10 protein-coding genes are annotated in these 12776 nt (G+C 60.2%); 9 read left to right on the top strand and 1 reads right to left on the bottom strand.

Features of this window, described 5'->3' with window-relative positions:
• Positions 1 to 78 precede the first annotated feature (78 nt).
• Entirely contained in the window at positions 79 to 870 is a 792-nt protein-coding gene (gene phhA / locus QZR30_RS15715) for a phenylalanine 4-monooxygenase (RefSeq protein WP_043049667.1), read from the bottom strand.
• A 256-nt stretch (positions 871 to 1126) separates the two neighbouring features.
• On the opposite strand from phhA, the gene QZR30_RS15710 reads away from it, so the two are divergent.
• The 9 genes from QZR30_RS15710 (at position 1127) to QZR30_RS15670 (ending at position 12612) form a co-directional block, all read left to right on the top strand.
• On the top strand, positions 1127 to 2689 hold the full coding sequence (locus tag QZR30_RS15710) for a sigma-54-dependent phenylalanine hydroxylase transcriptional regulator PhhR (RefSeq protein ID WP_043049668.1): 1563 nt from the start codon (positions 1127 to 1129) through the stop codon (positions 2687 to 2689).
• 319 nt (positions 2690 to 3008) lie between these two features.
• The gene (locus tag QZR30_RS15705) at positions 3009 to 3749 is read left to right on the top strand and encodes a flagellar basal body rod protein FlgF (RefSeq protein WP_311903646.1); all 741 of its coding nucleotides are present in this window, start codon (positions 3009 to 3011) and stop codon (positions 3747 to 3749) included.
• A gap of 57 nt (positions 3750 to 3806) precedes the next feature.
• Positions 3807 to 4592: a flagellar basal-body rod protein FlgG gene (gene flgG / locus QZR30_RS15700; RefSeq protein WP_003192986.1), complete on the top strand. Its 786-nt coding sequence runs from the start codon at positions 3807 to 3809 to the stop codon at positions 4590 to 4592.
• Between the two features lie 51 nt (positions 4593 to 4643).
• Positions 4644 to 5339, top strand: coding sequence for a flagellar basal body L-ring protein FlgH (gene flgH / locus QZR30_RS15695; protein ID WP_046071779.1), 696 nt, complete (start codon positions 4644 to 4646; stop codon positions 5337 to 5339).
• A gap of 27 nt (positions 5340 to 5366) precedes the next feature.
• A complete protein-coding gene (locus QZR30_RS15690; protein WP_162252765.1) occupies positions 5367 to 6455 on the top strand; it encodes a flagellar basal body P-ring protein FlgI in 1089 nt (362 codons plus the stop codon).
• 4 nt (positions 6456 to 6459) lie between these two features.
• A complete protein-coding gene (flgJ, locus tag QZR30_RS15685) occupies positions 6460 to 7725 on the top strand; it encodes a flagellar assembly peptidoglycan hydrolase FlgJ (protein ID WP_046071780.1) in 1266 nt (421 codons plus the stop codon).
• Positions 7726 to 7735: 10 nt separating this feature from the next.
• The gene (gene flgK, locus QZR30_RS15680) at positions 7736 to 9781 is read left to right on the top strand and encodes a flagellar hook-associated protein FlgK (RefSeq protein WP_046071781.1); all 2046 of its coding nucleotides are present in this window, start codon (positions 7736 to 7738) and stop codon (positions 9779 to 9781) included.
• Positions 9782 to 9795: 14 nt separating this feature from the next.
• Complete coding sequence (locus QZR30_RS15675; RefSeq protein WP_046071782.1) at positions 9796 to 11406, top strand: flagellar hook-associated protein 3; 1611 nt, start codon at positions 9796 to 9798, stop codon at positions 11404 to 11406.
• Between the two features lie 276 nt (positions 11407 to 11682).
• Positions 11683 to 12612: a ketoacyl-ACP synthase III gene (locus tag QZR30_RS15670; RefSeq protein ID WP_046071783.1), complete on the top strand. Its 930-nt coding sequence runs from the start codon at positions 11683 to 11685 to the stop codon at positions 12610 to 12612.
• Positions 12613 to 12776 lie beyond the last annotated feature (164 nt).

Here is a 12776-nt window from a genome sequence, read left to right as displayed (position 1 = left end):
ATGTTTGAAGGTCAGTGGCGTTACCCTAAAGCAACGCGGGGCCAGGGAACAGACTCACCTGGCGTTAAAACCTGAGGTTCACGCGGCTTTGGGTTTCGGAGGGAATTTCGGAGCGTGCAGCCCCAATTCCATACCGCGCTCAACCATGCCCATGATGTCTTCCTGCGCCACGTCGAACAGGCGCTTGAGTTCGGGCAATACGAAGTACAGCGGTTGCAGGATGTCGATGCGATATGGGGTGCGCATCGCTTCCAGCGGGTCGAAGGCTTGATGCTCCGGCTCGTCCGACAGGCAATACACGCTTTCTTTAGGTGACGACAGAATGCCGCCACCATAGATGCGCCGCCCTTGGGGCGTGTCCACCAGGCCGAACTCGATGGTCATCCAGTACAGACGCGCCAGGTATACCCGTTGCTCCTTGGTCGCCGCCAGGCCGAGCTTGCCGTAGGTGTGGGTGAATTCGGCGAACCAAGGGTTGGTCAGCAAAGGGCAGTGGCCAAAGATCTCGTGGAAAATATCCGGCTCTTGCAGGTAGTCCAATTCTTCGCGGGTGCGTATGAACGTCGCTACCGGAAACTGCTTGCTGGCGAGGAGTTCGAAGAAGGTCTGGAAGGGAATCAGCGCCGGCACGCGGGCCACTTGCCAGCCGGTGGTTTCGGCCAGCACCTTGTTGATTTCGCCCAACTGGGGGATACGATCCAGGGGCAGGCCGAGCTTGTCGATGCCGTCCAGGTATTCCTGGCAGGCGCGACCCTCGATCACCTTGAGTTGACGAGTGATCAGGGTATTCCACACCGCGTGTTCTTCCGGCGGGTAGTGGATAAAACCTTGCGCATCGGGCTCGCGGGCCACGTAGTGCGTCTGCTTCATACGGCTCTCCTGCTAGGCATTCGTTCTTGTTATGTCCTGCGATGCATTATTGATAACCCGGTGGGCCCAGGATTCCATCTACGTTGCACCAGGGTATGTAGGAAAAATTACCGTTTTTCGTAAAGTATTCGTTACGAATGGATGACTTATCCGCGTTATGGGCTGGGAAACGCCTACGCTCTGTCACATAATCTTGACGACTATCTGCGCTGGGCGACAAAAAGACGCGGCGCCTACCTACTTTTCGAGCCTTTTCATGCGTATCAAAGTGCATTGCCAGAACCGCATCGGCATCCTGCGGGACATCCTCAACCTGCTGGTGGAGTACGGCGTCAACGTCGCCAAGGGCGAGGTCGGTGGGGAGCATGGCAATGCCATCTACCTGTTCTGCCCGAACCTGGTGAATATGCAGTTCCAGGCGCTACGCCCGCAGTTCGAAGCGATTGGCGGCGTGTTCGGCGTCAAGCGAGTGGGGCTGATGCCCAGCGAGCGGCGGCATATGGAACTCAATGCGCTGCTCGGCGCCCTGGAGTTTCCAGTGCTGTCCATCGACATGGGCGGCTCCATCGTGGCCGCCAACCGTGCGGCGGCGCAGTTGCTCGGCGTGCGTGTGGACGAAGTGCCGGGCATTCCGTTGTCGCGCTACGCTGAGGATTTCGACTTGCCGGAGTTGGTACGCGCCAGCAAATCGCGCATCAATGGGCTTCGGGTCAAGGTCAAGGGGGACGTGTTCCTGGCGGATATCGCGCCGCTGCAATCCTCCGAACACGATGACAGCGAAGCCATGGCCGGCGCGGTGCTCACCCTGCATCGCGCCGACCGCGTCGGTGAGCGTATCTATAACGTGCGCAAGCAAGAGCTGCGCGGGTTCGACAGCATTTTCCAGAGCTCCAAGGTCATGGCCGCAGTGGTCCGCGAAGCGCGGCGCATGGCGCCACTGGATGCGCCTCTATTAATAGAAGGTGAAACCGGCACGGGTAAAGAGTTGTTGGCCCGTGCCTGCCACTTGGCCAGCCCCCGTGGGCAATCACCGCTGATGGCGCTCAACTGCGCAGGGTTGCCCGAGTCGATGGCCGAGACCGAACTGTTCGGCTACGGCCCCGGCGCTTTTGAGGGCGCGCGGGCGGAAGGCAAGCTCGGGCTGCTGGAATTGACGGCGGGCGGCACCTTGTTCCTCGATGGGGTGGGGGAAATGAGCGCGCGCTTGCAGGTGAAGTTGTTGCGCTTCCTGCAGGACGGCTGTTTCCGGCGGGTTGGCAGTGACGAAGAGGTGTACCTGGATGTGCGCGTGATCTGCGCCACTCAGGTGGACTTGTCGGAACTCTGCGCCCGAGGTGAGTTTCGCCAGGATCTTTATCACCGGCTCAATGTGCTGTCGTTGCATATCCCGCCGTTGCGCGAATGCCTCGACGGCCTGGTGCCACTGGTTGAGCACTTCCTCGACCAGGCCAGCCGACAGATCGGCTGCCCTTTGCCCAAGCTCGCGCCTGCGGCGATGGATCGCTTGAGTCACTACCACTGGCCAGGCAACGTAAGGCAGCTGGAAAACGTGCTGTTCCAGGCCGTGTCGCTGTGTGACGGTGGGGTGGTCAAGGCCGAGCATATCCGCTTGCCGGACTACGGGGTGCGCCAGCCCCTTGGCGATTTTTCCCTGGAGGGCGGGTTAGAGGAGATTGTTGGACGGTTCGAGAAGGCCGTGCTGGAAAGCCTTTATGCCGAGCATTCCAGCAGCCGGCAGCTTGGCAAACGCTTGGGCGTGTCGCACACCACCATCGCCAATAAGCTGCGCGATTACGAAATCCTCAAGGCCGACAAATAATTCGCTGACACTACGCGGTCAAAAATGTAGGAGGGGGCTTGCTCCCGATGGCGGTGTGTCAGCTACAGGTGAGCTGACACACCGCCATCGGGAGCAAGCTTCACATTTGATCTTCGTCGTTTTCCAGGTCGGTGGTTGCCGCAGGCGGCAGTAGTCCGCCGTTTTTTCGACTCGCGCTCAAGCCTCAAATCATCCTGTTTCGCCGCAAACCCCCGTCGCGCCTGGACTTCAGCCTCTTTTTAAAAGTTGGTTCGCAAATTGCTTAAGCCTCATTAGTACAGCGGTGGACGGCAAGCGTCCGTCAGAAAGAGGATAGAGCGTGGACAAATACCTTTATGTGGCAATGACCGGCGCCAGTCAGAACGCACTGGCGCAGAAGGCCCATGCCAACAATCTGGCGAACATTTCCACCAACGGCTTCCAGCGTGACCTGGAGCAGGCGCGTTCGATGCCGGTGTTCGGTGACAGCTTTCCGGCGCGGGCATTTGCCATGACCGAGCGGCCGGCCACTGACTTCTCTCCGGGGGCGATGATCGAAACCGGTCGTGACCTGGATGTAGCCGTCAGCGGCGACGGCTGGATGACCGTGCAAACCCCGGATGGCGGCGAAGCCTACGTGCGCAGCGCCAGCATGAATGTGGATGCCCTGGGCGTGCTGCGTGCCGGCAACGGTATGCCGATCATGGGCAACGGCGGCCCGATTGCCGTGCCACCCCAGCAGAAAATCGAAGTGGGTGCAGACGGCACCATCAGTATCCGTGCCATGGGCGAAGGCCCACGGGTGATGGCGGAAGTGGACCGCATCAAGCTGGTCCAGCCCGACCTCAAAAACATGACCAAGGGCCTGGACGGCACCATCCACACCAGGGATGGCCAGCCGGCCCAGGCCGACGCGAACGTCACCCTGACCTCGGGCTTCCTGCAGGCGAGCAACGTCAACGCGGTGGAGGAAATGACCGCGGTGCTGGCGCTCTCCAAGCAGTTCGAGCTGCACATCAAGATGATGAACAGCGCTAAAGAAGACGACCAGGCCATGACTCGCGTCATGCAGATGAGCTAAGCCCCTAATTAATTTCGTCGCACGGCGCCAACAAACAGGCGCACGAAGGAGAACAGCATGCTTCCGGCTCTATGGGTTGCCAAGACAGGCCTGTCCGCCCAGGACACCAACCTGACCACCATTTCCAACAACCTGGCGAACGTCTCGACCACGGGCTTCAAACGTGATCGCGCCGAGTTCCAGGACCTGCTCTATCAGATCAAGAAGCAACCAGGTGCCCAGTCGACTCAAGACAGCGAATTGCCGTCGGGCCTGCAACTAGGTACCGGTGTACAGATCGTCGGCACCCAGAAAAACTTCAGCGCCGGTAACCTGCAACAAACCGGACAACCGCTGGACATGGCCATCAACGGCCGTGGCTTCTTCCAGGTGCTGCAACCGGATGGCACTACTTCCTATACCCGTGACGGTACTTTCCACCTGGACTCCAATGGCCAGATCGTCACCGCCAACGGTTTCGCCCTGGAACCTGCCGTGGTGGTACCACCGGATGCCAAGACCTTTACCGTGGGCAACGACGGTACCGTGTCGATCACCGTGGCCGGCAACCCGGCGTCGCAAGTGATCGGCAACCTGCAAACCGCCGACTTCATCAACCCGGCCGGCCTGCAGGCGATGGGCAACAACCTGTTCCTGGAAACCGCCTCCAGCGGCGCGCCGCAAATCGGCACCCCTGGCTTGAACGGTTTCGGCACCACCCTGCAAAGCACCCTGGAAACCTCCAACGTCAGCACCGTTGAGGAGATGGTCAACATGATCACCACCCAGCGCGCCTACGAGATGAATTCCAAGGTGATTTCCACCGCCGACCAGATGCTTTCGTTCGTTACGCAGAATCTGTAATCCAGTCTGGGGCGCTTTCGAAAGCGCCTGCAACACCATGAGGTAAGGGTCATGAATCGCTATGTTTCCGTTTTGGCATTGAGTGGGATCGCCGTGCTCGCGGGGTGTGTTGCCCCGACGCCAAAGCCCAATGACCCGTACTACGCGCCGGTGTTGCCGCGCACGCCATTGCCGGCGGCGGCCAATAACGGCTCGATCTACCAGGCCGGTTTCGAACAGAACCTGTACAGCGACCGCAAGGCGTTCCGGGTCGGTGACATCATCACCATCACCCTTAACGAGAAGACCCAGGCCAGCAAGAACGCCAACTCGCAGATCGGCAAGAACAGCAAGGCGAGCATCGGCCTGACCTCGTTGTTCGGGGGTGGCCTCAGCACCAACAACCCCCTGGGCGGCGGTGACCTGAGCCTGGATGCCGGCTACAGCGGCGACCGCGCTACCAACGGCAAGAGTGCGGCGGGGCAGGGCAACAGCCTGACCGGTTCGATCACCGTGACTGTGGCCGACGTATTGCCCAACGGCATCATTGCCATACGCGGTGAAAAGTGGATGACCCTCAACACCGGCGACGAGCTGGTGCGCATTGCCGGCATGGTCCGCGCCGATGACATTTCCACCGACAACACCGTGCCTTCGACGCGGATTGCCGATGCACGCATCACCTACTCGGGTACGGGTTCGTTTGCTGATGCCAGTCAGCCGGGCTGGTTCGACCGGTTCTTCCTTAGCCCGCTGTTCCCTTTCTAGGTGGCCACTTTGAACTTCAAACAGCTGATGGCGACGGCACTCTTGCTGGCCTTAAGCGCTGTGGCCCAGGCCGAACGCCTGAAGGACATCGCCAGTATTTCCGGCGTGCGTTCCAACCAGTTGATCGGCTATGGCCTGGTGGTGGGGCTCAACGGTACGGGTGACCAGACCACCCAGACGCCGTTCACCCTGCAGACCTTCAACAACATGCTCTCGCAGTTCGGCATCAAGGTGCCGCCAGGCTCGGGCAACGTCCAGTTGAAAAACGTCGCCGCCGTGTCGATCAGCGCCGACTTGCCGCCGTTCGCCAAGCCGGGCCAGGTGGTGGACATCACGGTGTCGTCCATGGGTAACTCCAAGAGCCTGCGCGGTGGCACCTTGCTGATGACGCCGCTCAAAGGTATCGACGGCAACGTCTACGCCATCGCCCAGGGCAACCTGGTGGTGGGCGGGTTTGACGCCGAAGGCCGCGATGGCTCGAAGATCACCGTTAACGTGCCGTCGGCCGGGCGCATCCCCGGTGGCGCCACGGTTGAACGCACCGTGCCGAGCGGGTTCAACCAGGGCAACAGCCTGACCCTGAACCTCAACCGTTCCGACTTCACCACCGCCAAGCGCGTGGTCGATAAGATCAACGACATGCTTGGCCCTGGTGTAGCCCAGGCCATCGACGGCGGCTCGATTCGCGTCACCGCGCCGCTGGACCCAAGCCAGCGCGTGGACTACCTGTCGATCCTGGAAAACCTTGAGGTCGACCCTGGCCAGGCCGTGGCAAAAGTCATTATCAATTCGCGTACCGGCACTATCGTGATCGGCCAGAACGTCAAGGTTTCGCCGGCAGCGGTGACCCACGGCAGCCTGACGGTGACCATCACCGAAGACCCGATCGTCAGTCAGCCGGGGCCGCTGTCCAACGGCCAGACCGCCGTGGTCCCGCGCTCGCGGGTCAATGCCCAGCAAGAAGCCAAGCCGATGTTCAAGTTCGGCCCCGGTACCACCCTGGACGAGATTGTCCGCGCGGTGAACCAGGTGGGCGCAGCGCCCGGTGACTTGATGGCGATCCTTGAAGCTTTGAAACAGGCCGGCGCCTTGCAAGCCGACCTCATTGTGATCTGAGGCCATGGCCATGGATATGCGCAAAAGCGGCATCAGCAGCACGGCGGACTCGGGGTCTTACTCCGACTTGAACCGGCTTAACCAGCTCAAAGTCGGCGCCGACAAGAACAGCGACGGCAATATGCGCAAGGTGGCGCAGGAGTTCGAGTCGCTGTTCCTCAACGAGATGCTCAAGTCCATGCGCTCGGCCACCGACGCCCTGGGCAAGGACAACCCGCTGAACACCCCGGCGGCCAAGCAGTATCAGGAAATGTACGACCAGCAACTGGCGGTCTCGATGTCCCGCGAAGGCGGCGGTATCGGCCTGGCCGACGTGCTGATGCGCCAGATGCAGAAGAACAAGCCGGTGCAGGCCCAGGCCGCCACCTTGCAAGGCCCGGCGGCGGATGTGCCGGTGAAGAAAGTCGATGTGCCGACCGAGATTGGCGCCGGTACTCAGGCCGACGGGCCGCTGGGCCGCTCCAATGGCCAGCGGCCTTTGTGGGCTTATCGCGTGGCGGTTCCTGAGGGCACCAGTGCGCACACCAACGACATGGAGCTGATGAACCAGCGCCGTATCGCCTTGCCAAGCAAACTGGCCGACCGCCTGCTGGCTGGCATCGTGCCGAGTGCCCCGGTTGCCGCCGAAGCCAAAAGCGCGCCCCTGCGCAACAGCGCCGCCGACGACAATGTGGTCAGCAGCGCCGCCCGCAGCTTTGCCGTGCCAAGCGGACAAATGCAGGTCTATGGCCGCGCCATTGCCCAACCACCGCTGGCGCCGGCGAAAAAAGCCTTCAGCTCCCAGGACGAATTCGTCGCCACCATGTTGCCGATGGCCAAGGCGGCCGCCGCGCGTATCGGTATCGACCCCAAGTACCTGGTGGCCCAGGCCGCGCTGGAAACCGGCTGGGGCAAATCGGTGATGCGCGCCGAGGACGGCAGCAGCAGCCACAACCTGTTCGGCATCAAGGCCGGCCAGAGTTGGCAGGGCGGCCAGGCCCGTGCGATCACCAGCGAGTTCCGCGATGGCGCGATGGTCAAGGAAACGGCGCAGTTCCGTTCCTACAGCTCCTACCAGGACAGCTTCCACGACCTTGTGACCCTGCTGCAAAGCCATGATCGCTATAAAGAAGTCTTGAAATCAGCCGATAACCCGGAACAGTTTGTACGCGAGTTGCAAAAAGCCGGTTATGCAACCGACCCGGCTTACGCCAGCAAGATTTCGCAGATCGCAAAAAATATGAACAGTTACCAGAACTACGCTGCCGCTGGCGCAACCACACATTTATAAGGTCTGAACCATGAGTTTGCTCAGTATCGGGATGTCAGGGCTCAACGCCGCTCAAGGATCGCTGTCGGTCTTGAGTAATAACATCGCCAACGTTAATACCCCAGGGTACTCGCGGCAGCAGACCACGCAGAATACCAACGCGTCGAACCCGTTCGGCGGTGTGTTCATCGGCACCGGTACCACCCTGGCTGACGTGCGCCGGGTGTACAACGAATACCTCGACACCGCCTACCAGAACAGCACGGCCCTGAATAACGATGCCAAGGCGTATCTGGATCAGGTCGGTGCCGTCGACAAAGTGTTGTCGGACAAGACCACCGGTTTGTCCTCGGTGCTCAGTTCGTTTTTCGCCACCCTGCAGACCGCGGCGTCCAACCCCAGTGACCTGTCTGCGCGGCAGCTGCTGGTGACCAACGCCCAGACCCTGAGCAGTCGTTTCAACTCGATTTCGACGCAGTTGACCCAGCAGAAAGAGACCATCAACAACCAACTGAGCAGCATGAGTGAGCAGGTCAATCAATTGACCGCCTCGATTGCCTCGCTTAACAAGCAGATCACCCAGGTGCAAGGCGCGTCGGGCAATGCGCCGGCCAACCTGCTGGACTCGCGCAACGAGGCGGTACGCTCGCTCAATGAATTGATCGGCGTAACGGCCACCGAGAAGAACGGCCAGTTCAGCGTGACCACCGGCACCGGCCAGTCCTTGGTAGAAGGCGGGATCTCCAATACGATTTCTGCAGTGCCGAGCAAAACCGATAACAGCCAGTACACTATCCAGTTGAATACCAACGGCACCCCCATGGACTTGGGTGGCGTGATCAGCGGCGGCAGCATCGGCGGCCTGTTGCGTTATCGCAGTGATGCCTTGATGCCGGCTATCAATGACCTGGGCCGTATCGCCATAGCGACCGCAGACACCATCAACAACCAACTGGGCCAGGGCTTGGACCTCAATGGTGACTTTGGCGTTTCGCTGTTCAAAGACATCAACAGCGCCGTCGCCGTTGCCTCGCGCAGCCAGGGCGCATTGGGCAACAGTGCCGGGGCAGGCAACCTGAATGTGACGATCAAGGACAGCAGCAAGTTGTCCGCGTTTGACTACACCGTGAGCTTCAACGACAAGACCGACCCCAACAAGGTCACGGTACTGCGCTCGGACGGCAAGGCCATGGGCACCTTTGATATGTCCGCCACGCCGCCGCCGACCATGGACGGCTTCACCCTGGCGCTGGATGGCAAGGGCACGATGGCCTATGGCGACAGCTTCAAGGTCAGCCCGACTGCCACTGGGGCCAGCGCGATTGGCGTGGCGCTCACCGATGCGAACAAGCTGGCGTTTGCCGGCCCGTTGGCGGGAACCAGCAGCAACACCAACAGTGGCACGGGCACGTTCACCCAGCCGTCCCTGACAGTACCGCTGGATATTAATGGCGGCGCCGACACCGCACAGCTGCGCGCCGGTATTGAAAACTCGATGCCGGTGAAAATGGTCTTTGCCAAACCGGCCGCTGATGGTACGCAGTCCTACACGATCAGCGATTCCAAGGGCAACCCGATCAGCACCGGCTCGATTATTCCGGGGCAGGGCAACAAGATCACCGTGGACGTGCCGATGCGTGACGCCAACGGGGTCGCGATCCCCGGCAAGAGCTTCAAGTTCGACACCACCGTCAACGGCTCACCGGCACAAGGCGACAGCACCACCTTCGCCTTCAACAGTGGCGGCAAGTCCGACGGCCGCAACGCCCAGGAACTGCTGAACCTGCAAACCAAAGCCACCGTTGGCATGGGCGATGGCAACGGCGGCACCAGCCTGGTGGGGGCCAACAGCAAGCTGGTCTCGCAAGTGGGGGCCAAGGCCAGCCAGGCCGGGGTCGACACCGCCGCCACCGGCGCGTTGCTGAGCGCCAACAAGGAAGCGCGCAACTCGGTGTCCGGGGTCAACCTGGATGATGAAGCGGGTGACATGATCAAGTTCCAGCAGTACTACACCGCGTCGTCGCAAATCATCAAGGCTGCGCAGGAAACCTTCACCACACTGATGAATGCTCTTTAAGGGAGGCTGGGACGATGCGTATTTCTACACAGCAGTATTTCGAGACCAGTTCCGCCAAGTACCAGAGCAACTATTCCAGTGTGGTCAAGGCCCAGGACCAGGCCACCACCGGTATACGCGTGCAAACCGCCGCGGATGATCCGGTGGCGGCGGCGCGCTTGCTGATGCTGCAACAGCAGAAAGACATGCTGGGGCAGTTCAATGGCAACATCGACACCCTGAAAAACTCGCTGACCACCCAGGACAGCGTGCTGGAAAATATCAATATCGCGATTCAGAGGGCCAGTGAGTTGGCGCTGAAGGCGGGCAACGTCGGCATCAGTGACGCTGACCGCAAATCGACCGCCGCGGAGATCGGCGCCATTGAAGACCAGGTCCTGGGCTTGCTCAATACCAAGGACTCCAGTGGTAATTACATGTTCTCCGGGAGCAAGACCGACACGCCTCCCTACGCCCGTAACAATGATGGCACCTACAGCTACCAGGGCGATGACACGCCGTTGAGCCTGAAAGTTGCGGAAAATCTGTCGGTAGCCATGGGCAATACCGCCAAAAGCATGCTGGAAAGCTCGGCGAACACTGGCCGTACGCAAACAGCACCTATCCTCGTGCCGCCAGCGGTCGATGATGGGAAGGTCACGGTGTCGGCCGGCCTGATTGCGGCTAACTCCAACTACGACAGCAGCTTTTCGGATGGCCAGCCGTATAAGCTGACGTTCACCAGCAGCACCCAATATGTGGTAACGGACAATGCTGGCAAAGACATTACCTCAGAGATTCCGGGCAATGGCACCTTCGATGCCACCAAGGAAGGCGGATCGAGTATCAAGCTGCGCGGGGTCAAGTTCGATATTGGCTTGAACCTGGGCAAAGACGCGCTGGGCAAAGACATACTGCCTGGTGCGCCAGCGGACGCCATCGTCAAGGATCGTGAGTTCAGCCTCTCGGTCAAGCCGGACACCTTCAGCGTATCGCGCACCCCGAGTAACCCCTCCACGGCACAGCTGAGCGGCGGCACGGTGAGCGATCCGGCGGCCTACGCCAGCACCTTTCCCAACTCCGGTGTCATCGTCAAGTTCGGTGCGGCCGGCGCTTATGACCTGTACGCGCAGCCTTATACGGCAGACAGCCAATCCATCGCCAGCGGTACCCTGGCGGCCGGTGCAACCTCGATCACGGCGGCAGGGGTGACCTTCGATGTCACCACCGCACCGGCTCCAGCCGCTGGCGACCAATTTTCGATCGGCGCCACCAGCAACAAGAACGAAAACGTCCTCGACACCCTGAGCCATTTGCGCAAAATCCTGGAAACCCCGTCAGACGGCAATCCAGCGGCGCAGAAGGAGCTCAAGGACGTGGTGGCCAAGTCCATCGGCAATCTGACCAATGCCTACGGGCAGATCGACCAGGCGCGTGGCTCCGTGGGCGCGCGCCTCAATGGCCTGGACATTCAGTCCAGGGAAAACGTCAGCCTGGACCTGGCCAATACCACCACCATGAGCGCCCTGGGCAACGTCGACTTCGCCGAAGCGGCCATCAACCTGAGCTTGCAGCAGACCATGTTGCAGGCCTCGCAGCTGGCCTTTGTGAAAATCTCGCAGTTGAGCCTGTTCAACAAGATGTAAACGGTGTTTCGTCAAGCGGCCTACTCTGGAAACAGGGCGGGCCGTTGTCGTTTATGGGGTTTAATTGTTGAAAGGTTTTGCACAAAGCACACAAAATTGAGTGACCTGTGAGTCATAAAGCGCATCTTCACTGTATCGTGTGAAAAGGATAAGTCGTCGCAGGGTCCTTGCGCGGTGGCTTTCAGCGAGATTTTCATGGGGTTATCCCCTTTATTGTCAGCACTCCCGGCGTAGCCCGAGGGGTGTTCTCCAGCTATTTAGTATTGGGAAGCCATAATGATTGGCATAAAAAGCATCGCCAGTTACGTGCCGGCAGACGGGATCGATAACTACGCCCAGGGTGCCAAATTCGCCAAGGATGAAGAGTTCATCATCGGCAAGATCGGTTCGGCGTTCCTGCCGCGCAAGGAAGCTGCACAGGAGACGTCCGACCTGTGTGTCGAAGCGGTCAACGCTTTATTTGCCAACAACCCGGCGTTGAAGCGCGAGTCTATCGACGCGCTGATCGTCGTCACCCAGAACGGCGATGAAGAGGGCTTGCCTCACACCGCAGCCATCGTTCAGGACAAACTGGGCCTGCCCACCCACGTGGCAGCCTTCGATATCTCCCTGGGCTGTTCCGGCTACGTCTATGGCATCTACGCGATGAAGGGCTTCATGGAAGCCGCCGGCCTGAAAAACGGCCTGCTGATCACCGCCGACCCGTATTCGAAGATTGTCGACCCCGAAGACCGCAACACCACCATGCTGTTCGGTGATGCGGCCACCGCCACCTGGATGGGCGAAGACGCGCCGTGGTTGCTCGGCAAGTCCAAGTTCGGCACCGACGGCTCCGGCGCGCCGCACCTGAAGGTCAGCGACGGTGTGTTCTTCATGAATGGCCGCCAGGTGTTCAACTTCGCCTTGCTCAAGGTGCCGGCGCACTTGCACGAGCTGCTCGCCGAGTCGGACCTCAAGGCCGATGACATCGACGCCTTCTGTATCCACCAGGGCAGTGCGGCCATCGTCGATGCCGTGGCACGCCGTTTCGAAGAAGCGCCGGTGGACAAGTTCATCAAGGACATGGTCGAGACCGGTAACACCGTGTCGTCGAGCATTCCGTTGCTGCTGGAAAAGCACGTGATGGACGCCACCTGGAAGCGTGTGGCGATCAGTGGTTTTGGTGTGGGCCTGTCGTGGGGCTCGGCGATTCTCTATCGCCCGTGATGTTTTAGCCGCTGCATAAAAAACGCCGATGACCCTTCGTTCATCGGCGTTTTTTTATTGGCGTCAGAAAAGCCAATGAAACCGGGGTTTTGTGCCGGTGTAAGCCCTTGAAATGCAAAGGGTGGCACGGGGCTACTAAAAAAAATCAAAAAAGTCCTCAAGCA

Origin of the sequence: Pseudomonas sp. rhizo25 (genome assembly GCF_031931935.1) — a bacterium.
Classification (GTDB): Bacteria; Pseudomonadota; Gammaproteobacteria; order Pseudomonadales; family Pseudomonadaceae; genus Aquipseudomonas; species Aquipseudomonas synxantha.
The sequence above is the reverse complement of the archived record's forward strand: the minus strand, read 5'-3'. Positions and strand labels throughout refer to the sequence as shown.

Excerpts from the sequence above, each read along its gene's own strand:
- flgG (WP_003192986.1), top strand. The coding sequence starts at position 3,807 with ATGCTTCCGGCTCTATGGGTTGCCAAGACAGGCCTGTCCGCCCAGGAC.
- flgK (WP_046071781.1), top strand. The coding sequence starts at position 7,736 with ATGAGTTTGCTCAGTATCGGGATGTCAGGGCTCAACGCCGCTCAAGGA.
- QZR30_RS15710 (WP_043049668.1), top strand. The coding sequence starts at position 1,127 with ATGCGTATCAAAGTGCATTGCCAGAACCGCATCGGCATCCTGCGGGAC.
- flgH (WP_046071779.1), top strand. The coding sequence starts at position 4,644 with ATGAATCGCTATGTTTCCGTTTTGGCATTGAGTGGGATCGCCGTGCTC.
- phhA (WP_043049667.1), bottom strand. The coding sequence starts at position 870 with ATGAAGCAGACGCACTACGTGGCCCGCGAGCCCGATGCGCAAGGTTTT.
- flgJ (WP_046071780.1), top strand. The coding sequence starts at position 6,460 with ATGGCCATGGATATGCGCAAAAGCGGCATCAGCAGCACGGCGGACTCG.
- QZR30_RS15670 (WP_046071783.1), top strand. The coding sequence starts at position 11,683 with ATGATTGGCATAAAAAGCATCGCCAGTTACGTGCCGGCAGACGGGATC.
- QZR30_RS15675 (WP_046071782.1), top strand. The coding sequence starts at position 9,796 with ATGCGTATTTCTACACAGCAGTATTTCGAGACCAGTTCCGCCAAGTAC.
- QZR30_RS15690 (WP_162252765.1), top strand. The coding sequence starts at position 5,367 with ATGGCGACGGCACTCTTGCTGGCCTTAAGCGCTGTGGCCCAGGCCGAA.